Origin of the sequence: Chitinophaga sp. GbtcB8, assembly GCF_019091455.1 — a bacterium.
Classification (GTDB): domain Bacteria; phylum Bacteroidota; class Bacteroidia; order Chitinophagales; family Chitinophagaceae; genus Chitinophaga.
Genome location: NZ_JAGXJN010000028.1, coordinates 74,908 through 100,942, shown reverse-complemented (window position 1 = coordinate 100,942; position 26,035 = coordinate 74,908). Strand labels below are relative to the sequence as shown.

Annotated in this window: 23 protein-coding genes; 13 read left to right on the top strand and 10 right to left on the bottom strand. The window is 48.3% G+C overall.

The features are described 5' to 3' along the window. Positions 1-79: 79 nt before the first annotated feature. From KVT36_RS22155 to KVT36_RS22145, 3 genes are read right to left on the bottom strand one after another with little or no spacing between them, the layout of a single operon-like run. The gene (locus KVT36_RS22155) at positions 80-601 is read right to left on the bottom strand and encodes a dihydrofolate reductase (protein ID WP_217605629.1); all 522 of its coding nucleotides are present in this window, start codon (positions 599-601) and stop codon (positions 80-82) included. A gap of 29 nt (positions 602-630) precedes the next feature. Further along, positions 631-1,425 carry a thymidylate synthase gene (locus KVT36_RS22150; protein WP_217605628.1) on the bottom strand — a complete coding sequence of 265 codons (795 nt, stop codon included), beginning with the start codon at positions 1,423-1,425 and terminating at the stop codon, positions 631-633. Between the two features lie 23 nt (positions 1,426-1,448). Beyond that, positions 1,449-1,865 carry a hypothetical protein gene (locus tag KVT36_RS22145; protein ID WP_217605627.1) on the bottom strand — a complete coding sequence of 139 codons (417 nt, stop codon included), beginning with the start codon at positions 1,863-1,865 and terminating at the stop codon, positions 1,449-1,451. Positions 1,866-2,156: 291 nt separating this feature from the next. Between KVT36_RS22145 and KVT36_RS22140 the strand changes: the two genes are divergently transcribed. Next, positions 2,157-5,177 (top strand): SusC/RagA family TonB-linked outer membrane protein, encoded by a 3,021-nt coding sequence (locus KVT36_RS22140; protein WP_217605626.1) that lies wholly within the window; start codon positions 2,157-2,159, stop codon positions 5,175-5,177. Between the two features lie 20 nt (positions 5,178-5,197). Next, positions 5,198-6,496, top strand: a complete 1,299-nt coding sequence (locus tag KVT36_RS22135) for a RagB/SusD family nutrient uptake outer membrane protein (protein WP_217605625.1) — start codon at positions 5,198-5,200, stop codon at positions 6,494-6,496. 136 nt (positions 6,497-6,632) lie between these two features. Here the strand turns inward: KVT36_RS22135 and KVT36_RS22130 are convergent, their stop codons facing one another. Beyond that, complete coding sequence (locus KVT36_RS22130; protein WP_217605624.1) at positions 6,633-7,811, bottom strand: proline dehydrogenase family protein; 1,179 nt, start codon at positions 7,809-7,811, stop codon at positions 6,633-6,635. Between the two features lie 74 nt (positions 7,812-7,885). Here KVT36_RS22130 and KVT36_RS22125 point away from each other — a divergent pair, with 74 nt between their 5' ends. Then, positions 7,886-8,671 carry a FecR family protein gene (locus KVT36_RS22125; RefSeq protein ID WP_217605623.1) on the top strand — a complete coding sequence of 262 codons (786 nt, stop codon included), beginning with the start codon at positions 7,886-7,888 and terminating at the stop codon, positions 8,669-8,671. A gap of 71 nt (positions 8,672-8,742) precedes the next feature. Here KVT36_RS22125 and KVT36_RS22120 read toward each other — a convergent pair whose 3' ends face one another. Beyond that, positions 8,743-9,780 (bottom strand): sugar phosphate isomerase/epimerase, encoded by a 1,038-nt coding sequence (locus KVT36_RS22120; protein ID WP_217605622.1) that lies wholly within the window; start codon positions 9,778-9,780, stop codon positions 8,743-8,745. 130 nt (positions 9,781-9,910) lie between these two features. Between KVT36_RS22120 and KVT36_RS22115 the strand changes: the two genes are divergently transcribed. Further along, complete coding sequence (locus tag KVT36_RS22115) at positions 9,911-10,336, top strand: hypothetical protein (RefSeq protein ID WP_217605621.1); 426 nt, start codon at positions 9,911-9,913, stop codon at positions 10,334-10,336. 116 nt (positions 10,337-10,452) lie between these two features. On the opposite strand, the gene KVT36_RS22110 is transcribed toward KVT36_RS22115, so the two are convergent. From KVT36_RS22110 to KVT36_RS22100, 3 genes are all read right to left on the bottom strand, one after another. Next, positions 10,453-11,322 carry an alpha/beta fold hydrolase gene (locus tag KVT36_RS22110; protein WP_217605620.1) on the bottom strand — a complete coding sequence of 290 codons (870 nt, stop codon included), beginning with the start codon at positions 11,320-11,322 and terminating at the stop codon, positions 10,453-10,455. A gap of 29 nt (positions 11,323-11,351) precedes the next feature. Continuing rightward, positions 11,352-11,942 (bottom strand): TetR/AcrR family transcriptional regulator, encoded by a 591-nt coding sequence (locus KVT36_RS22105; RefSeq protein WP_217605619.1) that lies wholly within the window; start codon positions 11,940-11,942, stop codon positions 11,352-11,354. 156 nt (positions 11,943-12,098) lie between these two features. Then, the gene (locus KVT36_RS22100) at positions 12,099-12,539 is read right to left on the bottom strand and encodes a hypothetical protein (protein ID WP_254640139.1); all 441 of its coding nucleotides are present in this window, start codon (positions 12,537-12,539) and stop codon (positions 12,099-12,101) included. 225 nt (positions 12,540-12,764) lie between these two features. Here KVT36_RS22100 and KVT36_RS22095 point away from each other — a divergent pair, with 225 nt between their 5' ends. Beyond that, a complete protein-coding gene (locus tag KVT36_RS22095; protein WP_217605618.1) occupies positions 12,765-13,160 on the top strand; it encodes a nuclear transport factor 2 family protein in 396 nt (131 codons plus the stop codon). A 30-nt stretch (positions 13,161-13,190) separates the two neighbouring features. Here the strand turns inward: KVT36_RS22095 and KVT36_RS22090 are convergent, their stop codons facing one another. Continuing rightward, a complete protein-coding gene (locus KVT36_RS22090) occupies positions 13,191-14,087 on the bottom strand; it encodes an S-adenosyl-l-methionine hydroxide adenosyltransferase family protein (RefSeq protein ID WP_217605617.1) in 897 nt (298 codons plus the stop codon). A gap of 231 nt (positions 14,088-14,318) precedes the next feature. Here KVT36_RS22090 and KVT36_RS22085 point away from each other — a divergent pair, with 231 nt between their 5' ends. From KVT36_RS22085 to KVT36_RS22050, 8 genes are all read left to right on the top strand, one after another. Continuing rightward, complete coding sequence (locus KVT36_RS22085) at positions 14,319-15,230, top strand: hypothetical protein (RefSeq protein ID WP_217605616.1); 912 nt, start codon at positions 14,319-14,321, stop codon at positions 15,228-15,230. A gap of 12 nt (positions 15,231-15,242) precedes the next feature. Continuing rightward, positions 15,243-16,139 (top strand): hypothetical protein, encoded by an 897-nt coding sequence (locus tag KVT36_RS22080; RefSeq protein ID WP_217605615.1) that lies wholly within the window; start codon positions 15,243-15,245, stop codon positions 16,137-16,139. A gap of 143 nt (positions 16,140-16,282) precedes the next feature. Beyond that, on the top strand, positions 16,283-18,115 hold the full coding sequence (locus tag KVT36_RS22075; RefSeq protein WP_217605614.1) for a glycoside hydrolase family 9 protein: 1,833 nt from the start codon (positions 16,283-16,285) through the stop codon (positions 18,113-18,115). Positions 18,116-18,416: 301 nt separating this feature from the next. Beyond that, a complete protein-coding gene (locus KVT36_RS22070) occupies positions 18,417-20,600 on the top strand; it encodes a DUF4082 domain-containing protein (RefSeq protein ID WP_217605613.1) in 2,184 nt (727 codons plus the stop codon). Between the two features lie 172 nt (positions 20,601-20,772). After that, complete coding sequence (locus KVT36_RS22065; protein WP_217605612.1) at positions 20,773-21,204, top strand: Rrf2 family transcriptional regulator; 432 nt, start codon at positions 20,773-20,775, stop codon at positions 21,202-21,204. Positions 21,205-21,265: 61 nt separating this feature from the next. After that, positions 21,266-21,628 carry a group III truncated hemoglobin gene (locus KVT36_RS22060; RefSeq protein ID WP_217605611.1) on the top strand — a complete coding sequence of 121 codons (363 nt, stop codon included), beginning with the start codon at positions 21,266-21,268 and terminating at the stop codon, positions 21,626-21,628. A 36-nt stretch (positions 21,629-21,664) separates the two neighbouring features. Further along, a complete protein-coding gene (locus tag KVT36_RS22055; RefSeq protein ID WP_217605610.1) occupies positions 21,665-23,905 on the top strand; it encodes a nitric-oxide reductase large subunit in 2,241 nt (746 codons plus the stop codon). A 142-nt stretch (positions 23,906-24,047) separates the two neighbouring features. Next, a complete protein-coding gene (locus tag KVT36_RS22050) occupies positions 24,048-24,914 on the top strand; it encodes an alpha/beta hydrolase (RefSeq protein ID WP_217605609.1) in 867 nt (288 codons plus the stop codon). Positions 24,915-25,002: 88 nt separating this feature from the next. On the opposite strand, the gene KVT36_RS22045 is transcribed toward KVT36_RS22050, so the two are convergent. Next, complete coding sequence (locus KVT36_RS22045) at positions 25,003-25,734, bottom strand: GntR family transcriptional regulator (protein WP_217605608.1); 732 nt, start codon at positions 25,732-25,734, stop codon at positions 25,003-25,005. Positions 25,735-26,035: the final 301 nt, after the last annotated feature.

Below are 26,035 nucleotides of genomic sequence, written 5' to 3'. Positions count from 1 at the left end.
AGAAATCAGAAGCAGGATAATGTAATAGCAATCAGGATCAAACTTTAATCTCTTACTTCTTCCCTCCTACTTCATTTCCTTAACCCTGTATACCTTCTTTCTCCGCTTTGGTTTTCTTATCCCACACCTCAAATGTAAATGCATAGGCATGTTTTTCATCTGCCGGGTGCAGCCTGCTGCTTACCAGGTTCCATTCTTTGGGATCAAATTCCGGGAAGTGCGCATCGCCGGTAACGGTAGCATGAATGCGTGTAATGTACATGCGCTGCACCAGTAACGGAATGGCCTGGCTGAAAATTTCTTCTCCCCCGGTAATAAACATTTCTTCCCCATCAAAAGTGCCTGCAATCATCAGGGCTTCCTGTAAAGAGGTAGTAACAATAATGCCCTCACGCGGGTAATCCGGCTGGCGGGTAATTACTATATTCGGGCGGTTGGGTAAAGGCTTGCCTAATGATTCAAAGGTTTTACGGCCCATGATAATGGGTTTACCGGTAGTAGTTTCTTTGAAGTATTTCATATCGGCCGGCAGGTGCCAGGGTAACTGGTTGTGCTGCCCTATAACGTTATTCTCTGATGCTGCAACAATGATGGAAACCATGGGTTGAATTACGAATTGTCAATTACGAATTACACCGCTACCGGCGCTTTAATCCCTGCATGGTGCTGGTAATTCAGCAGCTCAAAATCTTCAAAGGTAAAAGCAAAAATATCCTTCACGGCCGGGTTAATTTTCATTACCGGCAGCGGGTAAGGCGTGCGGCTTAATTGCAGCTTGGCCTGTTCAATATGATTATTGTACAAATGCACATCGCCAAAGCTGTGAATAAATTCGCCCGGCTCAAGGTCACATACCTGCGCCATCATCAGGGTGAGCAATGCATAGGAAGCAATGTTAAAAGGCACGCCTAAGAACACATCTGCGCTACGCTGGTATAACAGGCAGCTCAGCTTCCCATTAGCCACATAGAACTGGAACAGGCAGTGGCAGGGGCTCAGCGCCATTTGCGGCAGGTCGCCTACGTTCCAGGCATTTACAATAATGCGGCGGGAATCCGGGTTATTTTTGATCTGTTTTACGGCTTCGCTGATCTGGTCTATCACTTTACCATCCCGGGTTTCCCAGCTGCGCCATTGTTTGCCGTAAATAGGCCCCAGGTCGCCATTGGCGTTTGCCCATTCGTCCCATATACTTACGCCGTGTTCCTTCAGGTAGGCAATATTGGTGGCGCCCCGGAGGAACCAGAGTAACTCATAAATAATAGATTTCAGGTGTAATTTCTTGGTAGTGACCAGCGGAAAGCCATCCTGCAGGTTAAAACGCAGCTGGTAGCCAAAACAGCTGCTGGTACCAGTGCCGGTACGGTCTGTTTTTGTTGCCCCATGATCCAGTATATGCTGTAATAAATGAAGGTACTGATCCATGGGGCAAAATAACAAAATTGTTGCTAATGCTCCCTTACATATTTTTCCCCACAGCCTTCAATACACATACGGTTGGCCAGTACAAGGGTATTTTCATTGATGCTGATGAAGAATACAGCGGTATCGGATTGTTGTCCTTTTTTATAGATCCGCAGGGTAGTATCAACATCTGTAGCGCGCAGCTCAAAATGATCGTAGGTGCTGCTGCCGGTGTTGGTATATCCGCCATCGGCATTGAAAGTTAAATAAGCAATATTTTCAGCAGGTTTCCATACCGGTTCCCCGCCAAAGCTGTAATAAGAAGCATATGATTTCCAGCGGCCTGTCAGGTAATTAAGTTGCTTGGGTAAAGAGACGCCGTCTGTTATAGTATTATCATCCTTTTTTTTACAGGCAGTAATGCAAATAAGCAAGAATACAGGGAGTAGCAGATATTTCATGGGTGAGATTTGACTATAAAACGTGGCATCTCGCCCGGAAGTTACAAGGGTGTAAAGCGAAAAATATAACGCAAATAAACTAAACAAAAAATACACTTATCCCGTGGAATTTTCGTAATCTGCTAAACAACAACAACCAAAGTCGTACGTCAGCAGCAGGAAGCCAGCGAGCAAGATAAGTTCCATGTATATGAAAGCTTGAATAGCCTCTGATCTTTATCTAAATCTAACGCCTATATTAAAAATCTCATCATGTAAAATTTAGTATCAATCACCCAAAATCACACGCTTATGTTTCTATCTAAATCTGCACTGATGGTGTTGCTATGCCTATGCACCATCAGTACGCTGTTTGCCCAGCAAACAACTATTACGGGGAGGGTCACTGATGCCGCTTTTGGCAAACCGATACCCGGGGTTACCGTACGGGTAGCCAATACCAACCGGGGCGCCATTACCGATGTAGATGGCCACTATTCGCTGATGTTACCGGCGGGCAGCAACCAGCTCACCTTTTCCTTTACCGGTTATAAAACCCAAAAAGCCACGGTAACCGGTAACACCCTTAACATGACACTGCAAGAAGATTTTGCGCGGCTGGATGAAGTAGTGGTAACCGGCCTGGCCACTTCTGTAAAACGTAGTAACCTGGCCAATGCGGTAGCCACGCTTTCCGCCAAAGACCTCTCCGGCACTGCGCCTGCACAAACATTTGATGCAGCGCTAAGCGGTAAAATACCCGGCGCCCTGATCTCTGCCAACTCCGGCGCACCGGGTGGCGGCATCTCGGTAAAAGTGCGCGGTATTACTTCTGTATTCGGGAATGCGCAACCCTTGTATGTAGTAGATGGTATCTTTATGAATAATGCCAGTGTGCCCGCCGGCCTCAATGATGTTACCGGCGCAGCTACTGCGGGCAATCCCAATAACCAGGATAACCCCTCCAGCCGTATTGCAGACCTGAATCCGGCTGATATTGAAAACATTGAAATACTGAAGGGCGCTTCTGCAGCAGCCTTATATGGCTCCAAAGCAGCTGCCGGTGTAATACTGATCACTACCAAACGCGGTAAATCGGGCAGAACCAATATCAGCATTAACCAGGAAACCGGTTTTGTAAAAGTGCGTCATTTGTTAGGCCAGCGCCAGTTTACCGCAGAAACCGCGGCAGACCTGGCCGGTGCGGCAGACAACCCTGACCCCGATGTACAGGCAGCCCGCAACACCAACCGGCAGCGGTTCCTGGATGCACAATCTGCCGGTAAGATCTATGATTATGAGAAAGAGCTGTTCGGTCATACCGGCCTGCTGCTAAATACTAATCTGAGCTTAAGCGGCGGCTCTGAACGCACTACTTTTTACTTTGCCGCTAACCGCCGCAGCGAAGATGGTATTGTAAAAGGTACCGGGTACCTCAACAGCTCCCTGCGGTTAAATGTGGATCACCGCATCAGTGATCGTATATCCGTTGGGTTTACTACCAACTATATTAATTCCAGCGCAGACCGCGGCCTTACCAACAACGATAATAATGGTGTGAGCTATGGCGTGGCATTATCTACCACCCCCGGTTTTGCAGAGCTGCATAAAGATGATCTGGGTAACTATCCCCGCAACCCTTATGCAGCATCCAACCCGCTGGAAACAAGGGATAAGATGATCAACAATGAAACCACCAACCGTTTTGTAACCGGCGTAAAGCTGGATGCACGGCTGCTGCAGAGTGATAAATCCACCACGCGTTTTGTAGCCAACGGCGGTGTAGATTATTACAACCTGAAAACCACCGCGGTATTCCCACGTTCCCTGCAGTTCATGGAAAATACATTGGGCGGCGCCTCCATACAGGGCAATACCAATAACATTAATACCAACCTGGCCGGTTACCTGGTGAATAATTTTACGCCATCGTCCAAGGCCAGCTTCACTACTACGGTAGGGGCTACACTGGAAACAGGTAATTTTGATAACATCCTGATCTCTGCCACACAGCTAATAGGCACGCAAACAAACGTAGACCAGGCGGGCGCTGCCAACCCGCGTCAGTTCCGTCAGAAGTACCGCGATAACGGCATTTTTGCACAGGAAGAAATTACCCTGCTGGATGCAGTAACTGCTACCGCCGGTGTACGTTTTGACCGCTCCACCAACAACGGCGACTTTAAAAAATATTACGTATATCCCAAGGGCTCCCTTTCCTGGAACCTGGCTAAAATGGATTTCTGGAAAGTAAAGACCATCAATAGCTTTAAGTTACGTGCTGCTTACGGGCAATCCGGCAACGTATCACCTTACGGCAGTAAATTCACCGCGCTGGTGATCTCCAATACCGGCGGCCTGCCCGGCTCTTTGGTGGATAACCAGCTGGGCAACACTTCCATTAAACCGGAAAAACAAACAGAGCTGGAAGCTGGTGTAGACATTAGTATACTGGATGGCCGCGTGAACCTGGAAGCTACTTACTACAACAAAAAAATATTTGACCTGCTGTTACGCCGCCTGCCTCCCGGATCTACCGGTTTTGTGGCAGAATGGGTAAATGCCGGCGATCTGCGCAACCGCGGTATAGAGCTGGGTTTAAGCCTGCTGCCCATTAATACCAAAAACGTACGCTGGACCTCCAACATTAACTGGTGGCGCAACCGCTCACAGGTTACCCGCCTTAGCATTCCTGCCTTTGCGCTGGGCGCCTTCGGCAACTCACTGGGCACTTTTTATATAGAACAGGGCCAGCCTGCCACACAAATAAAAGGCACCATTCCTGACCCGCAGGACGACACCAAAAACGTGTTTGTAACATTAGGTAATTCAGAGCCGGATTTCCAGATGAGCTTTTTCAATGAAGTGCAGCTGTTCACCAATTTAAGCATGCGCGTATTAGTACATTGGAAAAAAGGCGGTGATAATATTAACCTTACACGGCTGCTCACAGATGGCGGCGGCACCAGCCCTGACTGGGATGCAGATGCCAATGGGGATGGTGTAAAAGATGGCGCTGAACGCGCCGCTGCCGGCAGCGCGGCCCTTTTTGTGCAGGATGCCAGTTATGTAAGGATCCGTGAAATTGGCCTATACTACAACTTCCCCATTAAGAATAATCCATTCTTAAGAAATGTGCGGGTAGGCGTTTCCGCCAACAACTGGTTTACGTGGACGCATTATGTGAGCTATGATCCGGAAGTATCCAACTTTGGAAGCAACACTATTAATACCAGCATAAGCCGCGGTAGTAACGGTGTTTCCAGCGGGGTGGATGTTATGCCCTTCCCTGCTTCCAAACGTATGAGCTTTCATGTGGGCATTGATTTCTGATAACATTTAAACGGATTATTATGAAAAAACATTTCATTCAATATATAACAGCAGCCGTGCTGCTGGCAGCCTGCCAGAAGGGAGAGATCCCCAATTTAAACACGCCGCAGGCAGATGCTATTACACGCAATCCTACCAAGGAAGAGCTGAATAACCTGGTAACCGGGGCAGAATCCGGTATGCGCTTTACCCTGGGCACTTATTATGATGCAATGGGTATTATAGGACGCGATATTTACCGCTTTGCCGGTTCTGAACCACGTTTTTATACGGAGCTGTTAGGCGCCGGTTCCTCCACGCTGGATAATAACACCTTTTACATTACCAACCCATGGGCTTCACGGTACCGCGTGGTGAGGCAGGGAAATATACTGCTCCAGGCGGCCACCAACTCCAGCTTTATTACTGCACCGCAAAAGAATGGCTACCTGGGTTTTGCCAAAACCATTATGGCTTACCAGCTATTGCTGAACCTGAACATGACTGATGCCAACGGCATCCGCATTAGCGTGCAGGATTTTGAAAATCCGGGGCCTATTGTACAGAAAAACATTGCGCTGGATTCTATTGCACAAATGCTGGAAGATGGAAAGACCAGCCTTACCGGTTCGGAAATACTTTTCCCTTTATCCGGCGGGTTTGATGGTTTTAAAGATGCAGCAGGCCTGCTGAAATTTAACCGGGCGCTGGCCGCCAGGGTAGCCGTATACCGGCAGCAGTGGGCACAGGCATTAACGGCGCTGAATGAATCTTTCTTTGACCTGAACGGCAGCTTTACCACTGGTATATATCATTTGTTTGGTAACGGCAGCGGCGAGCAGCTGAACCCCTGCTATTTTGCGCAAAACTCAAACGGTGAGGTAAGGGTGGCGCATCCATCCTACGCATTGGATATTACCCCGGGCGATGACCGCATACAAAAGGCTACACTCCGCGCCAGCGCCGCCAGCCAGGGCGGGTTAACCAGCAACCGCGATGTATGGATCTATACCAGCAACACCGCGCCCATTCCCATTATCCGTAATGAGGAACTGATACTGATCTATGCAGAAGCCAAGATCCAAACCAATGCATTCCCGGATGCCATTGTAGCGCTGAACCGTATTCGCATAGGGCATAACCTGACCCCATATGCAGGCGGCATTACGCAGGCAGCCCTGATAGATGAAATGTTACGGCAGCGCAGGTATTCGCTTTTTTATGAAGGCCACCGCTGGATAGACGTGCGCAGGTATAACCGCCTGAACACCTTACCCTTGGACCGGACCGGTGATGATGTGTGGACGGCGTTCCCGATACCGCAGAATGAAAACCAGTAGAGGAGCCGAAAGCATAAAGCTGATTGAAGCGAATGATGTTCGCGGATTGGAAAACAAGACATGAATACATAAAACAAAAAGCAGAAAGCCGGGCACTCGCTCCGATGCTTTCTGCTTTTTGCTTTCAGCTTTATGCTTAAACCGCCCTGCGTTTCAGCTCCTTCCTTATCAAACCCAGCTCACGGCCCATTTGCCCGGAGATAGAAGTATTTTCCTGTGCGCGGCGCAGCAGGTAAGGCATTACATCCTTTACCGGGCCATAAGGCAGGTATTTGGATACGTGGTAACCGGCATGCGCCAGGTTAAAGGTTATATTATCGCTCATGCCCAGCAGCTGTGAAAAGCTTACATGCGGATGGTTGTGGGGTAATCCCTTTTCATCCAGCAGGCGGGCTGCCAGCATGCTGCTTTCTTCGTTGTGTGTACCTATGAATACGGCCAGCTTGTCCAGCCGGTCAATACAAAACCTTACGGCCTCGTTATAATCTTTATCGGTTGATGTTTTGTCCGGTTGGATGGGAGACGGGTAATTCAGGGCTTCTGCACGTTTGCGCTCTTTTTCCATGTACGCGCCCCTTACCAGCTTGGCGCCTAACAGGTAACCCTGCTGCTGCGCCTTATCAAAAGAGAGCTGCAGGTATATCAGGCGGTCGTGGCGGTATAGCTGGAAGGTGTTGTATACAATAACGGTTGTTTTATTGAACAGCCGCATCATTTCATCGGCCAGGTCATCTACCGGCTGCTGGATCCAGGATTCTTCCGCATCTATCAGCAGGCCTATTTTATTTTTTGCAGCTGCTTCCGCAATGGTCCTGATGCGGTTACGCACTCTTTCAAACTCCTGCTCCTCTTCCGCCGTTAGTGGCTGCCGGCTGTGTATTTTTTCCAGCAGCTCAAAACGGGCAAAACCGGTTACCTTGATCGCAATAAAAGGAATGTTATGATTGGTGGCTGCATATTCAATAGCCCGTATAAATTCCGGTACAGCATGGTCATAGTTCTCCTCCCCCTCCATGGCTTCTACGCCGTAATCCAGCGCAGCGCCCACATGATATTTGCCCAATACCTGTGCAGTTTGTGCAGCTTCCTCCAGGCTCTCGCCTCCGCAAAACTGTTGAAAAATAGTGTATTTGATCAGTCCTTTAATGGGCAGCCTTAGTTTAAAGGCCAGGGGGGTTAATACGCCGCCCAGCTTTACCAGCCATCGTTTGCCAATATTACTGAACAGGAAATCGGCCTTTTTCAGCGCCTTATCTGTTTTGTGTTCAAATGCAATAGCGGTATTATCGAATGATAACGGAAGCTGCTTTTCCATGGGCCGCAAAGTTAAGGGGCTGCCATTGTTTTAACAAAAAACTGTTTACTTTTAACACTCCCAGCAAAAATGTCATGTTCAACACAAGCGTACAAAACACCTTACCTATCATGGGCCTGCTGTTAATGGCAGGTATCCAGCTACAATGCCAGTCATCTGAAAAGCAGGACCCGGTTAAACACCTGCTTAACCAGCAAACGACCTATACTACCTATCAGGGGGAGGTAGGGCACCGTAAAAAGCTGCAGTTGGCAGACAGCAGCACCGTAATACTGAATGCCGGCTCGCGCCTGCTGGTACCAGCCACCTTTCCGCAGCAGGGCAGGGAGCTTATACTGGATGGAGAGGCTTATTTTGATGCAGCGCCTACCATCAACGGCCGGCCTTTTACCGTAAAAACGGATAAGCTAACTATTACCGCCCTGGGCACTGCTTTTAAGATCCGGTCCTTTGCAGCGCAACCCGGCGCTACAGCCTATTTGCTGAATGGCAAGGTGAAAGTGGCCAAAACCTACCACTCCGCTACTGATAACCAGCCGGAGATCCTGGAACGCGGGCAAATGGTATTGGCCAACAGGGACATTGACCTGATGGAAAAAGAAACCTACCAGCCTGCTGAGCTGGAAGCCTGGTTACAGGAAGATCTGCGGTTTAAGGATATACCTTTTATGACCATGGTCCGGCAGCTGGAAGATTGGTTTGCCGTAACCATTACGGTAGAAGGGGATGTATCCTCCGTCAAAAATATGACAGCCTCCTTCCAGCATAATACTTTACAGGAGGTGCTGGAAATACTGCGCAAGGCTGCGCATTGCAGCTATAAGATCAAGGGAGATGAGGTGGTGATTACAATTAATTGATGCGCAGATGTGCAAATGAAGGAACTTCCCTTCCATCACATTTGCACATCTGCACATTTATCATCTGCACATTAACTCAGCGCTCCGCCTGCTTTTTGCAGCAGGGCCAGGGTTTTGCGGATGCCTTCTTCTTCAGAGAGCTTTTGCCCTTCGTATTCAATACCAATATGCCCGGTGTAATTGGCGTCCTTCACGATCTTCAGCATACGGCTGTAATCTGTTTCCACGCAATTACCACTGGCATCAAAGTCATATGTTTTGGCGCTTACACCTTTGGCGTAAGGGATCAGCTCCTGCACGCCTTCATAGCGGTCATATTCTTCCAGGCATTTGGTTTTAGCCCAGCCTTCGGGGGTATTGCTTTCCGGTTTGGTGCGGTTCAGGCAAAAGTTGCCAAAATCCGGTAAAGTGCCGCAGTTGGGCATGTTCACTGTTTTCATTACGTTAGCCAGCCACTTACCATTGGACGATGTGCCGCCATGGTTTTCCACGATCACGTTAATGTTATGATCTTTCCCAAAGGCCGATAATTTGCTCAGGGATTCTATCACCGCTTTGGATACTTCCTCCGGTTTGCCCTCTCCTGCTGCATTTACGCGGATGGCGTGGCAACCCAGGAACTGGGCAGCCTCTACCCACTTGTAGTGATTTTCAACCGCCTGCATCCGTTTCTTTTTATCCAGGTCGCCCATCTCTCCTTCTCCGTCACACATGATCAGCACACTGCGTACGCCGTTATCATCACAGCGTTTTTTAAGATCGCTGAGGTAGGCTTTGTCTTTTGCTTTATCCTTAAAGAACTGGTTCACATATTCTACTGCCTCAATGCCAAAATCATTCTTGGCTTTAGCGGGAAAGTCCAGGTGGTTCATTTTACCGGCAAACAGCGCCTGGTGGAACGACCATTCTGCCAGCGATATTTTAAAGAATAAGGGTCCGCCGGCGGTTTTACCGGCTGTGCTGTCTGTAACAGCGGAAGAATCGGCGCCGGCCTCCTTAGTGGACTGGCCGTTATTACAGGCGGCGAGTACGGCGGGCAGCAGGCCCATACCCATAGTGGTAATACTTAACTGGCGCAGGAATTCGCGGCGGTTTCTGGATGTAGTCATATACGTGGGATTTCTGGTTATCCAAACAAAATACAAAATCCGGGCTATAAATGCTTCGTGAATGGATAACACTATGATACATAATAATATTTTATTATATTGCATCCTATAATAATCCTATCCTATGAAAATGAACCGAATATTTCTCCTGTTAGCAGGTGTTTCACTGATTGTTTCCTGCAGTAAAAAAGATGATGAAGTAAACAAGCCCGCTGATCAGGCGCTTCCCGGAAAATGGACCATGGTTAACCAGTTCAGGACCTATAACCAGGGCGGCGTTATACAGAAGGATACGGTGAGCTATGCTGCAGAAAGCAACTACTGGACCTTTGATGCCAATGCGGGTAAAATTTACCAGGTAAAAAATGCTTTCCTGGATACCGTGGCCTATAAGCTGATCGATGATAATAAAAAGATCGTGACTTCCCTGGATGATAAATTCATTTTTGGCCTGGACACTTTAACTATCCAGACCCTTTCTGACAGACAGTTAAAGCTCACCGGGCATTACACCTCGCCTTATACGCTGGATGTAGTGTATTCCTTTGGTAAATAATTGCGGCCTGCGGCCGCAGGTCCATGGCCGATGGTCCATAGTCCATAACATTTAGCGTATTGCTGATATTGCGGATTATGGACCATTGTTTCTATCGCATTACTATGGGCCATGGACTATTCCATAAACCCCACTACCCGCTCAATCACCTCCTCATTCCGCATAATGCGGAAATGCCCCTCCCCTTTGATCTTCAGCGATTGTATGGCAGGGTATTGCTGCAGGAAATCATCGATCTGCGCCTGTTTTACTAACCCGTCATTCTCATCATAGATCACTAAGATCTTTTCTGCTTTTATACGGTCAATATATTTGAAGAGGTCCAGGTTTAAAAGATCGTTTTGCAAACGCGTCATAATAAGCTGGTGTACTTTTGGCATAACACGGTCGGGTATACGAAACAGGTGGAAAGTTTCCTGGAAGAAAACCGGCGCGCTTACAGCGGCGCTCACCATTACCAAACGGGGCGCCTGTACCTGTTTATGCACCAGCGCCAGTGCAGCGCTGAGGCCACCCAGCGAATGCCCCACAATAGCATGCACCGGGCCTATGCGGGTAAGCAGCTGCTCCATAACATGCATCCATTGCACCAGGTTGGTTTGCTTGCCTTCAGAAGCGCCATGGGCCGGCGCATCCCAGCCTATTACTTCATAACCGGCTGTTACCAGCGCGGTGATCATTTGCCTGAAATCAAACGGGCTGCCGCCCCAGCCATGCAGCAGCAATACTTTTTTATCTGACTGCCCCCAATGGTAGAGCTGCAGGTTAATAGGCCTTTCATCAAAAGCATAACGGCTAAAGCTCATTTGCTCCGCCACTGCATTTTTCTTTACTGCCAGGTGCGATTCCCGCAGCTTTCTTTTGGGCGGACGGCTGTACATTGACAAGAACATGCGGGCGGTTAACCCCGGGAAAGGCTTACCCAGCCTTGACAACATAAAAGCAGATACCTTGAGTGCGAATGGCATTACCTGTTGCTGCTCCATAAAAGACTATAGGTTTGTGTTCAAAAAAATCAAAGGGTATGTTGTGCTATCTCCTCTCTTAACATACTCACCACTATCTTCATTTGTTTGTTATTATTATTGATACGGCTTACCAGGGTGGCCCCTTCCAGCATGGTGAACATTTTCACGGCAAAACGTTCTGCATCCCAATCCGCGCTGAACTCGCCACGTTTTATACCGGCGTTAACCAGCTGCTCTATCCTTTCCTGGAAATAGGCGATCAGCTTAGCCACGCGTTTGCGCAGCTGCGGGTGGGTATCATCCGCATCTACCCCAAAGTTCAGTATGGGGCAGCCCCCGGCCACAAATGGGTTCAGCGGGTAGTGGCTGTAAAATTTAAACAAGGCTTCAAACTTTCCGCCAATGGTGGGCTCCGGTGCGGTTACGCCTGCCAGTTTTTCCTTTAAGGTATCCGCAATGTGGTCAAAGGTAGCCATCAATATATCGTCCTTGGTGGAGAAATTGCCGTATACTCCGCCCTTGGCCAGCTGCGTGGCTTCCATAATATCACTGATGGAGGTGCCGGCCACGCCTTTGCTGTTAAAAATAGGCGCCGACCTTTCAATGATCATTTGCCGGGTACGGTCTGATTTCTTCATATACTAAAATTAGACCTATCGGTCTAAAATAAAAAATAAAATTTGGGCAGGATGGGTTGGGGCCGATCGTTTTCTGCAACCCTGATCCAATGCATAAAAAAAGCCCGTTCCCCGGCTAAGCTGCTGTGGAACGGGCTTTATAGCTTATAAAAGAACTCACATCGTTTCTATTTCATCTTTATGGCGTGGCTTGTAATACAGGTAGTAATAGGCCAGTATCAGCACACCTGTCATAAAAGGAATTACGGCCAGGTGTTTATAGGTAATATCACCCGTGATCGTATTTGCATCAAAGTGCAGGAACTCACTGATCATCCAGTAAGAGTTGGCGGTGATCCATACCGTAATGGCCAGGTTATGGCACAGCTCTGATACAAACTGGCGGGTACGCCAGGCAATTACAATGGAAATGATCAGTGTAGGAAAGATCATGGTAATGCCCAGCGGCTTCCAGATCATACACCAGGCAATATCTTTCAGCAGCCAGAAAACAATATGCAGGTTTTCCATACGCCGGTAACCTACGGGAATGCTGTACATATCCCCGGTTCCTTTACCGGCAGGGGTAGTGATCTGTGTAAGGGTGTCTTGCGCCATAGGTGCAAAAATATAAAAAGCCGCTGAACAACCTGCAGGCATTTACCCATCGGCTTTGACCAGGCTTTGATGCTTGCAGGCGCATTCTTACCGGCAGAGGCCTGTTATCCCGGCGCATCTCCCTCTTTGTCGTAAAATGGTAAACCATTGGCGTTTATAGATAACCGTTGCCCTGCTGCTGTAAACTAGCTTTGTATCATCAATAACAACAAAAACTATAACAATATGGAAAAGCAAACCTTACAGGTAGTAAATGAATTTGTAGCCGCTGTACAACAGGTAAATCTTGAAAAACTAGGCGCCCTGCTGCACCCGGATGTAAAATGGGAGCAACCCGGCAATAACCGTTTCTCCGGCCATAAACAAAACATTACAGAAGTGTTCCAGATGGTTGGCGGTATGTTTGAGGTATCGCAGAATACCATGTCGCTGGCCGGTGTAAAGGTACTGGCAGTAAACGGCAACAGCGCAGCCTGCGTATTGCACTGGAAAGCCAATCGCCCCGGCGCTGTGCTGGATACGGATAACATTGACGTATATACGGTGGAAGATGGTAAAATCGTAGCTGCTAAAATTTATGCTGAAGATGTAACGCAGGAAGATGCGTTTTGGGGGAAATAGTTGATGGGCCGATGGACCATCGGCTATCAACTACCTCACCTTCACCTGCACGCTCCAGTCGCTCCCGCTTTCAATACGGTATTTAGCGGCAAAGCTGCCCTGGTTCAGCGCAAATGATAATTGCATCAGGCTATTCAGGTAAGCCAGGGGCTGGCCTAAGGGTACATCGCCAAATGTATGCGCATAGGGCATTACACCCTGGTACACCTGCTGGCCTTTATGATATATTATTACCTGCAGCTTGCCGCCGGCAGGGATGTTCAGCTTCGCAAAAAGATCCGCAGGAATGTTAGTCCACAGGTTGCCGTATTGCACATCCAGGATGGCAATGGTGCCTTTAAGCACGCCGCCCTGCAAAGTGGCGGGTTGATGCGGAATAGTAACCACGCTGTCCGGCAATGCAGGCCCTACCTGCTCAAAGGAAATAGTGCCGGCAGCCAGGCGAGCGCCGGTATAGGCATACACATCGCGCCCATGAAAAGTGTAAGATTTGCGGGAATCCTGGCGGCGGTTCACCGCTTCATCAATTTCCCGGATAGCCGCTATGCCTTCTGATTGCGCAATCAATGTAAGCGTACCATTGTCCGGCGTTACAATAAAATGGCCGGCTTTTGTTTGCAGCACTACTGATTTGCGTTGCGTACCCACACCAGGATCCACTACAGATACAAACACGGTACCCTTAGGCCAGTAAGGCACGGTTTGTTCCAGGCGGTAAGCGGCTTCCCATATGTTGTAAGCCGGTATCTCATGCGTTACATCATACAGCTTCAGCTCACCGGATACGCCGTTGGCTACGCCTTTCATGGCAGAAACGGCGCCGTCTTTTAAACCAAAATCCGACTGGAAAACAACAATCTTATTCTGGGCCTGCAGCTGCTGCATATAAAGGCCTAACATAAATACGTACACGAATTTCCGGACCATACCTGACATAAGTGAAATAAATAAATGGGGTGACTGAAAACACGAAATTAATGAAAAATTAAAGTCTACAAAACAACTAGACAAATCATGATAAAATAATCCCACTACTCTGAAGCGGCCAGGGTTTTATTTCGCAATAATATTCCGTATATTGGATGTACGAACAGCGGTTACACCGCTCCCAAAAGATCAGATAACCTTTTTTCTAACCCCAATAAATGCTGCTTATCTATGGAGAGCAAGATCCCTAATGATGCCGAACCAACGCAGGATTACGTATTACTTACCGTGCTGAGTGTATTTTTTGGTTTGCTGGGCATTACGCTATTGTATGTGGTGCTGAAGGTGTGGCCATCCGGTATTTCCGGTATGCCTGAAGAGGTATGCCTGTTTGGACGTTCTTACACCTTTACGCCGGAGCACCGTTACCTGCTGCTTATGACGCTGGGCGGGGCGCTGGGCGCCAGTGTGCACCTGCTTATTTCCTTTACCGCTTTTGTGGGCAACCGTTCCTTTGTAACATCATGGGTACCCTGGTACATGCTACGCCCTATTATTGGCGCGGCTATGGCGCTATTCTTTTACATGCTGCTGCGCGGTGGCATTTTAACCTATGGCACCGTTCCGCCTGCAAATTCCAACGACAGCACAGCGCAGGCGCCCCCTGCCGACACAGCGCCAGCCCCGGGCGATTCGGATTCTGTAAAGATACAGAGCCCTCCGCCTTCTGCGGATAGCACAGACACTACTAAAACAGTGGGTGCAGCACCGGTAAAAGCAGCGAAACCACCAGAGAAACCAAAGAATCCTCCGAAGCCACAGCCTGCACCAGTGCCGCCCCTGAACCCTTTTGGCATGATGGCCATTGCCTGTATGGTAGGCCTGTTCTCAAAAGAAGCATCCAAAAAGCTGGAAGAGCTTTTTAAAACCCTGTTCAATGTAAGGGCAGATCAACAGGTGCCATTCAAAGACAAGCTGCCTACAGATAAACGCGGTACCATCCCGGCTAACACAATAGCTGTTACGCCCAGCCCGGATGCCAATACTGCAAAGGCAGATGATATTAATGATGTGCTGCCGGATGCAGATGAGGATGATGATGCCACTGATCCGGATCATAAAGACGCTGAACCCCAGGGATAAAACTTATATAACATGACACAGTTCAAAGTAAAAACAGCACTGCGCCTGCGGAGTGTTGCCGCCATAGAACCCGGTAATATTATTACGGTATTGCCCCAGGAAACACTGGTAACAGAAATTGAACAGCCACACCCCGCCGGCTGGCTGTTTGTAAGCACAACGGTAAGTGGTAAACAGCTGTCCGGTTTTGTCAGCTCTGCGTTCCTGGATAGCGTAGCGGCAGACATCCCGGAAGATGAAGCCACCACGGTACAGGAAGTACATATGAAAACAGCGCAAAGCATTACCCGCTTAAAAACATCGGGCCGCGCCTTTCCGTTGAATGAGCCTGGCATGCCGGAACGTACCGGGGCCGATGTGCTGACCAAGATAAACCAGATCTGGCAGATCATTGATTTCCTGAACGTGGAAAAAAGCCCGCGTTACCAGCCGGCTAACAAACAAACCTTCTGTAATATTTACGCCTACGATTATTGCTTCCTGGCAAAAGCTTACCTGCCCCGCGTATGGTGGAGCGGTAAAGCGCTTACCCGCCTGGCAAAGGGAGAAACTGTGCCCGTTACCTATGGCGATACCATTAATGAAATAACTGCCAACGGCCTGTATAACTGGTTCAATGACTTTGGCGATGATTTTGGCTGGAAACGCATGTTTGACCTTACGGAGTTCCAGGATGAAGTGAACAAAGGCAAAGCAGGCATTATTGTAGCGCAACGTACGGTGCTTTCCCTCTCCGGGCATATTGTACCGGTATTGCCTGAAGATGCCGCCAACAAAGCTCTGCGCGCCAATGGCAAAGTAACCATGTTGCTGCAAAGCCAGGCCGGCGCTGCTAATAAAAGGGCCTTTACCAGCCAGTGGTATTTATCCGAAAAGTTCAGGGGATTTAGTTTTTGGCTGCATGATTGATGGAATGTAAAATCATAAATGTAAAAAGGGAATGCAGCGAGTGATATAAACTCCACTGCATTCCCTTTTACATTTATGATTTAAAATTTTACATTCTACATTTTATGAGTATTTTTCTGGTAAGCAGCCAAAACTACACCGCTATGTTATATCAAAACAAAAGAAGCAGCCTTCTTTTTCTACTGTTATGCATTCCCTTTTACCTGAGCGCCCAATCCATTAAGATCGTTACTAATCATGTAGGGTACGAAGGCAGCAAAGCCAAACAGGCTGTAATTGTTGCCGGCAAACAGGCAGCCATCAACACCTTTCAGCTGCTGGATGCAGCAGGTAAAGCCGTGTTTACCGGCAAACCTGTATTTACCGGCCCGGTACAAAAATGGAAGAACTGGGTTTTCTGGACCATGGATTTCAGCACGTTCAATACACCCGGCACTTACCAGCTGCAAATAACAGCTGCCGGTAAAAATATCAGCTCCTACCCTTTCCGCATTGGTAAAAATATATTGGAGCAGGCCACCATTTCTGATGTGATCTATTATTTTAAAGGACAACGCAGCTCCGGCCTGCTGGACCAGGCAGACCGTCATTTACTGCTGGCCGGTAAAACTACTGATACCGTAGATATGCATGGCGGCTGGTACGATGCTACGGGAGACTATGGCAAACACCTGTCGCACCTTACTTTTTCCACCTACTTTAACCCGCAGCAAATATCGCTTACCGTATGGAGCTTATTAAAAACCTACGCCCTGCTGCATAAAAAAAGCGGTACGGACTACCGCCAGTATAACCGCCGCCTGCTGGATGAAGCCATGTACGGGGCCGATTACCTGGCGCGTGTACATGCGGCCAATGGCTCTTTTTACCGGTCCGTATCAGCGCCCGGCCCGGGCAAGCTGGCAAAGGACCGTGTAGTGCATGGAGAGGAGAAAGGTTACAGCATTAAACAATCCAAAGATCAGGCAGCGGATAAAAAAACTGCCGGCGACGACTGGAAAGGGTACCAGTCCAGCTACCGCTCCGGCGCCGGTATTTCAATTGCTGCATTGGCCATCGCATCTACCTACGATACTTCCGGTGAATACAGCAACGCCGATTACCTGCACGCTGCGGAAGATGCCTTTACCTTCCTTGAAAAGAACAATGCCGGCATGACGAATGACGGCAAAGAAAATATCGTGGATGATTACTGCGCGCTGGAAGCGGCAACAGAATTATACAAGGCCACTAAAAAACCGGCCTATAAAGCAGCCGCTGATAAAAGAGCGGCACAGCTGATGCAGCGCCTCAGCTCCTGGAAAAAGTACCATGACTACTGGCGTGCTGATGATCAGGACCGTCCTTTCTTCCACGCAGCAGATGCAGGTTACCCGCTGGTTAGCCTGGTGGATTATTATTCCATTGCAGATGGTGCTACACAAAACCATATCAAAGAAGTGATCAAACGTTCCCTGGCTTTTGAGCTATCTGTTACCCATGAAGTAAATAATCCTTTCGGCTATAGCCGCCAGCTGGTGCAGGATACAGCCGGCAAGCGCCGCACTGCTTTCTTTTACCCGCATGGTGCAGAAACAGCGCCCTGGTGGCAGGGAGAAAATGCGCGTTTAGGCTCTATGGCCAGCGCTGCCCGTATGGCAGCAGGTTTGTTTAAGGAAGATAAACCTTTGCACGACAGCCTGGAACGTTTTGCGCTGGACCAGCTGAACTGGATCCTGGGCCTGAACCCCTATGATGCCTGTATGCTGCAGGGCACCGGCCATAATAACCCGGCCTATGGTTTCTTTGGCACCTTTGAATATACCAATGCGCCGGGCGGCATTGTAAATGGTATTACCAGCGGTTTGGATAATGAGGAAGATATTGAGTTTAACCTTTCCTATGCTACTACCGGCAAGGATTATGACTGGCGCTGGGCGGAGCAATGGCTGCCGCATGCAGCCTGGTATCTGCTGGCAGTATCGCTGGCGGAATAATTCATTTCATATTAGCATCCCTATGTCCTTTAAAAAGTTATTCCGGTTGCCGGAGCTGCTGTTATTATCATCAAATAGAAAAGCATGTCATTCGCCTGGCATGCTTTTCTGTTAAAATAACTTTCATGTGATTATCTCATTTACCTTCCAAAATGCACCATTGCCTGATATGATCTCTCTGAAAAATTTTATTTAATTGATTATCAACAACTAATTAATATTTTCTTTTATTTATATTTTTTATTTGTATTTTTCCAGCGCCTAAAAACCGATATCTTTATTAAAAGCGCTTAATACTAACATGTTACGTAATTCCTTGTCCTATGATTACGGAAAGCTAGCGGGATTGTCGCTTTCTGTGCTGGTAATTTGCTCACTTTTTTCTGCCCGGCAGGCTGCAGCCGCCTATCGTTCTGCCGGTCATTCACCTGTTGACACATCTATTTTTCAACCGGCAGATGCGCCCACTACTCCTGCAGTGGATGATGGTATGCCTATTGAAATAGGAGTTAAGTTCAGGTCTGTGCAGGCCGGCCATATTAATGGTATCCGCTTTTACAAAGGCAAAGCTGGCAGCGGAAAATACCAGGTGCATCTTTGGAGCAACAGCGGCCAAAAGCTGGCAGAGGCGCCCTTTACAGGCGACAGCTCCACCGGATGGAAAGAAGTGTTGTTTGAAAAACCGGTTGCCATTACCGCTAACACAACTTACATAGCTGCTTATTTCAGCGCCACAGGCGACTATGCCAGCACCAACCCGTTCTTTACACAGGGCGTGGTGAATGGCCCGCTGCATGCGCTGGCCAACGGAGAAGATGGTCCTAACGGCATTTATAAATATGCCGATGCCCCTACCTTCCCCGACGATAACTTTGGCACCAATAACTATTGGGTAGATGTAGTGTTTATACCGGATGCTAACAGCCCGGTAGTAAAAACAGCTGCAGCCGGCGCCCACAAAGCAGGCCCGGATACCATAGCGCCGGTGATCACTGCCTTAAAAACAGTATCCAATGCAGATGGCACCACTACTATTAGCTGGACCACCAATGAAAAAGCAGCAGCTGCCATTCATTATAACATTAATGCAGAGGACCTTTCCCTGCAAACAGAAGATAATGCACCATCTACCACCCACGCCATGCGTTTAAGCGGGCTGGTACCGGGTGTTACCTATTATTTTCGTGTAGCCTCCAAGGATATGGCAGGTAATATTACCACCAAACCTTCACTGGGCGCACCGCCGTTAAAATTCACCTTACCGGAAGCCCCCTGTGCTATTGACCGCACGGAGTTTAACCAGGGTAATCCTGATATAGGCGCCGCAGTAACTGCAGATGGTGGCGTAACCCTGCAGCCGGCATTAACCGAAGAGTTTTTGAGCCTGGTGAAAACCATCCCCGAAGGCTGGACCGGCGCACGTTATAACAACGACGGTACTGCTGTTAATAACAATGGTGTTATCACCGCCAACGGCATCCATATTTTTTCCAACAATCCTTTTGAACCGGGATCCACCATGGAGTTTTCCGCCATGTATACCGCAGGCGCCTACCAGAACATAGGTTTTTCCATTGACCAGCCTTATGTGGATGGCCCCTGGGTAACCATTGGCCAGGGAGGCAGCGGTGATGGCAATATCTATGCACGGGCTTCCAACAATGTAGAAGTAAAGCTGGGCAGTAATTTGCTGGATGCCATGCACCATTACAAGATCAAATGGAACGCCACCAATTTTGAGTTTTTCATTGATGGCAGCGCCAAACCGGCCGCTGTTATTAATATAACCATGACCTCAAAAATGTACATCCAGATCAGCGACTATGCAAGCACAGATGGCGCTTTATCTATAGACTGGATGCACGTAGCACCCTATACGCCCAGCGGCAGCTTTACCTCCCGCGTGTTTGATGCAGGCGATGCTACCGACTGGGGCGCCGTTACCTGGCATGCAGAAACACCGGCCGGTACCAGTGTAGCCATCTCCGTGAGCGCTGGTAATACAAATAATCCGAATGATGGTACCTGGCAAGCCTTTAAACCCATTAATGCCCAGGGCGAAGCCGCGGGTATCAACGGCCGTTATGTGCAATACAAGGCAACTCTGAAAACTACAGATACCAAAGTTACACCGGTGCTGAAAGAGGTAGCCATTAACTGTAAAGGCAATGGCCGCATGACGGAAAAAGCCAAAGAATCCATAAAACCAGCTGTTGCCGCTGCGCCTGCCAACAGTGGCCTTAACATTAAGGTGATGCCCAACCCCAGCGCTGATTATTTTGAGCTGGTAAGCACTACCCCGGTTAATGACAAACCGCTGATGGTGAATGTGCTGGATAGTTATGCCCGTATTGTGGAAAGCCACCGTACTGTAACGCCTAATACCAATTTCCAGTTCGGACAGTCATTATCGCCGGGCAGCTACTTCCTGGAAGTGATACAGGGCAACCAGCGTAAAACTTTGAAGCTGATCAAGATCAAATAATAATAAGCGGACTTCCGCTCTCTCTGTAAGTAAGATCATAAGCACAGGCGCACTTGTTGCGCTTGTGCTTTTTTAATGGAGGCTGGTTCCCGGAATTATTTTCACAATAAAAGACTAAAAACTCTTTTATTATTCCATTAATACTATCTTTGCATTGTAAACTTAAAAAGGAATGTTCTCAAAAACTTGCGAGTATGCTATCCGCGCCATGATCTTCATTGCACAGCAATCGAAGAGTGATGTGCGGGTAGGTGTGAAGGACATAGCCAAAGGCATTGGCTCCCCGGAACATTTTATTGCCAAAATACTGCAGGACCTTGGCCGCAAAGGGCTGGTACTTTCCCTGAAAGGCCCTACCGGCGGTTTTTACCTGGATAATAGAACCCTTAAATGCACCCTGGCAGATATTGTGAAAGCAATAGACGGCGACAAGCTTTTTTCCGGCTGCGGCCTGGGGCTGGAGTATTGCTCAGATGTAAAACCCTGCCCCCTCCACCATGAGTTCAAAAAAATAAGGGAAGACATTTATAAAACCCTGCAATCCACCAAGCTGGACGAGTTTCACGACCAGCTTGCAAAAAGCATTGGGTTCCTGAAAAGGTGATGGCTTTTTTTGCAATAATAAAAGACAAAAAGGTATTAATATATTTTCTCAAACCAGTATCATGAAAACAGATATCACAACGGAAGCAGATATAAAAAAGCTGGTGTATACTTTCTATGATAAGGTTAGGCAGGATGAGCTGCTGGCGCCTGTTTTTAACGGTATTATAAAAGACTGGGACCCTCACCTGGAGATCATGTGCCAGTTCTGGGGCACCCTGCTGTTATACACGAAACAATACAAGTCTGATCCCATGAGCAAACACTTACCCATACCGCTGGAAAGAGCCCATTTTGACCGCTGGCTGTTATTATTCCATGCCACACTGGATGAGCTGTTTGAGGGCGAAGTGGCGGAAAATGCCGGGAAAAGGGCCGCCAGTATTGCACGTATTATGATCCATGTAAAAAATATCCCGAACTAACATACCTCCCTGATCTAACATCTTAATCTAACCAACATGACCGTACGAAAACTATGGATAGGACTTGCTATGACCTTAATTTGCTCCTTTGCCGTCCTCATCTTCTTTGGAACCGACATTTACCGTAAGCTACCACCCATCCCCGGGAAAGTGGTGGATGAAGCAGGCAATACCCTGTTCACCGGGCAGGATATTAAAGACGGGCAAAATGTATGGCAGTCCATTGGCGGGCAAACCGTGGGCAGCATATGGGGGCATGGCAGCTATATTGCACCCGACTGGACCGCCGATTACCTGCACCGCGAAGCTGAAATAATGCTTAAAGAAATTGCTGCTGCAGATGGAAAGGTATATGCACAGCTGCCGGCCGATGAACAGGCCTTGTACAAAGAGCGCCTGAAAGAGAATATACGGCGCAATACATTCAACAAGCCGCAGAACAGCATTGTATTCTCTGCTGCACGCACAAAGGCTTTTCAACAGCTCTCCGCGTATTACACCGGTTTATTTATGACGGATCCGCAGTTTAACATGCTGCGCGAACAGTATGCCATTCCCGAAGCCACCATCAAGGACCCGGAACGCATGCGTAAAATGAATGCCTTTTTTGCCTGGACCACCTGGGTATGTATCACCGAAAGGCCAGGCAGTAATATTACCTATACCAATAACTGGCCGGGCGATGAAACGGTGGGCAATGTGCCGGGCGCCGCTTTGCACCTGTGGTCAGGTTTCAGCATCCTATTGCTGCTAACCGGTATAGCCCTCCTGATCTTATACCATGCAAAGAATAAAGATGAAGAAGCCGTGGTGCTGCCTGCTACAGATCCCCTGCGGGATTCACCGGTTACGCCTTCCATGAAAGCCACGCTGAAATATTTCTGGATCGTAAGCATCCTTATCCTGGTACAAATGGCAGCGGGAGTTATTACCGCGCACTATGGTGTGGAAGGCAGCGCCTTTTACGGATTACCATTAGATAAATTTTTGCCGGCCTCCGTATCCCGCAGCTGGCACGTGCAGCTGGCCATTTTCTGGATAGCTACTTCCTGGCTGGCCACCGGTTTATATATTGCACCGGCAGTATCCGGTTATGAACCTCCATTACAACGTTTAGGCGTAAACGTATTGTTTGGTGCGCTGGTGGTAGTAGTAGGCGGTTCCCTGGTGGGGCAATGGTTAGGCGTAATGCAAAAGTTAGGGCTGGTAGAAAACTTCTACTGGGGCCACCAGGGTTATGAATACATTGAGCTGGGCCGTATATGGCAAATACTGCTGCTGGCAGGGCTGGTGATCTGGCTGGTGCTGATGTTAAGGGCCCTGCTGCCGGCCCTGCGCAGGCGCGATGAAAGCCGGCATTTGCTCACGCTGTTTGTAATTGCATCCATTGCTATTGCTGTATTTTATGCAGCAGGTTTAATGTACGGGCGGCAAACACATATGGCCATAGCAGAATACTGGCGCTGGTGGGTAGTACACCTGTGGGTAGAAGGATTTTTTGAAGTATTTGCCACCGTGGTAGCAGCGTTCCTTTTTTGCCGCCTGGGTTTGTTACACATTAAATATGCTACTACCGGGGTGCTGTTCTCTACTATTGTGTTCCTGGCCGGCGGTATCATTGGTACGTTCCATCACATTTATTTCAGCGCTACCCCTACGGCGGTATTGGCCCTGGGTGCCACTTTCAGCGCACTGGAAATAGTGCCGCTGGTGCTCATTGGGTTTGAGGCATATCATAACTATACGCTCAGCCGCTCCGCTAACTGGATCAAAGCATATAAATGGCCTATTTACTGTTTTATTGCCATGTGCTTCTGGAACTTCCTGGGCGCAGGCATCTTCGGGTTTGCCATTAACCCGCCCATTGCCCTCTATTACATACAGGGGCTGAATACAACCGCTGTGCACGGGCACACTGCTTTGTTCGGCGTATATGGTATACTGGGTATAGGGCTCATGTTGTTTGTGCTGCGTGGTCTATACCCGGATAAACACTGGAATGATAAGCTGCTGGGATGGTCATTCTGGAGCATTAACATTGGCCTGCTGGTAATGGTTACCATCAGCATATTGCCCATGGGCATTTTGCAGGTGATTGCCTCCATACAGCATGGTTATTGGTATGCCCGCTCAGCCGCATTCATGCATACGGATACCATGCAGCTCCTGCGCTGGCTGCGGGTTCCGGGCGATATAATACTGGCTTTAGGTGAAGTGCTATTGGTACTTTTTGTGGTTGGTTTGAAAACAGGATGGTCGCTGAAGGAGGACCGGTAGACAAAGGAAGCGTTAGTCAGTGATCATCACCGTTACAACGGCGGGGCTTAAGGAATGTAAAATAGTTCCTCCCCCTTCGTTTGTAACGGTTTTTTATTATTTTGTTTAGTCAATTCCCATCATCCTTTCAAACACTTTCAATATGTCCACGTATACCAGGTTTCTGCTGCAAACGTTTATCTGTACCCTGTTCCTGGCTACTGCCCTGGCACAGGATACTCCGCAGGTGATCCATTTATGGCCTAATGGCGCACCGGGGTATGAAAGCCGCCGTAATGAGCCGGAAGAGGCTAAAGACTATTACATAAAAAATGTGCACAACCCTTCCATTACCGTGTACCTGCCGCCTAAAGAAAAAGCTACCGGTGCGGCCGTGGTAATATGCCCGGGTGGCGGGTTCCGTTTGCTGGTGTATAACTCAGAAGGTGTAGAGCCGGCCAAATACCTGAACAGCATAGGCATAACAGCTATTATTTTAAAGTACCGTTTGTTCCGGGAAGAAGGATCGCCCTACACCCTGGAAAAAGAAATTAAGCAGGATGCTTACCGCGCCATGCGCCTGGTACGCAGCCATGCGGCAGACTGGAATATTGATACCGCCCGTGTAGGCATCTGGGGCTTTTCTGCCGGTGGAGAGGTGGTAGCGCAGGTGGCATATGCATCCGGCGCAGGCGATCCACGGGCTAAAGATCCTGTAGACCGTTTGAATGGTAAGCCCAGTTTCCAGATACTCGTATACCCGGGGCCGTTAGGTGTGCCGGAGCAGGTACCGGCCAATGCGCCGCCTGCATTTTTGATTGCGGCTAATGATGATGAGTGCTGTTCCGTACCTATTGTGCAGCTGCTGCAAAGGTACCGTGCTGCCAAAGTACCGGTGGAGGCGCATATATTCGCCAATGGCAATCATGCCTTTAATATGGGTTACCGCTCTAACTTACAATCGCTGAAAGCATGGCCCCCGCTGTTAACCAACTGGCTGGTGGATAGTAATATTTCACCGCGGAAGTAGTTGATGGTCCATGGACATAACTTCCTTAACCGTGTTCCCACGGCTATCATTCGTGCTGCTATAATACTTGCTGAACAGATGAGGAAGGCTAGTCCCTTCTGCTTTCCACGGTATATACAAAACTGTCTGCGCGGTAATACCCCAGGTTAAACTCAATGGGGCGCTCGCCCTGGTCGTACACAAATCTTTTCCTGCAAAGAATAGGGCTGCCGGTTTCTACTTCCAGCTTACCGGCCAGGAATTTGTCGGCCGACTTGGCAGAGATCTCCTCTTTGGAAAGTGTGGCCGTGACCATGTAATCTTTTTCCAGGATATCATATAGCGGGCGTTTAAAATCTTCCTCTCCTGAAAGTCCTACCCGTGGATGAAAGTAGGAGATAAAATACACGAAAGGCCCTTCCGCCTTACCCCGCAGCCTTTCCAGCTTCAGGATCTTTTTGTTGGTGCTGATGTCAAAAAAATTGGCCACTGCGTCATCCGGTGTTACCCAGGTTACATGCAGCTCAAAGTTCTTGATCATAATTCCCCGGGCATTCATTTCCTGTGTAAAACTGAGCCAGTTCTTGGATTTGGAGCTGATAGTAGGTTCCGCTACTTTAGTGCCCACCCCCTTTTTGCGGATCAGCAATCCTTCATACACTAATTTGTTGAGCGCCTGCCTTAACGTGGATCTGGAAATGGCAAGCTGTTTGGCTAACTGTACTTCATTAGGTAAAAATTTTCCATTTGCATACTGCGGGTCCCTGATGATTGTACGCAGCAAATTCTCCGCCTGCACATGCAGCGGCAAGGGATTTTTGTGGTCAATACTAAAATTCATATTCGCTATAGGTCGAGGCAAAAAGTAATGAAAATATAATAGTAGGCATATGAAAGAGTATGATAGTATGTATGATCAAAGTTAAGGGAAACAGAAGGAATATGAACCAACTAATATTGCCTGCTTCCACCTAAAATACTGACAATCAAATTTATAAATACTAAATAAGATTATTTAACTTATTTTTAAGAATTCTTGCAAAAGTTAATTTATGTTTATATGTTTGTACATAATTAAAGGGGCCATGCACATGAGGCGCATCTTTACGATTCCCGTTATTACCATATTTTTTTTCTCTTTT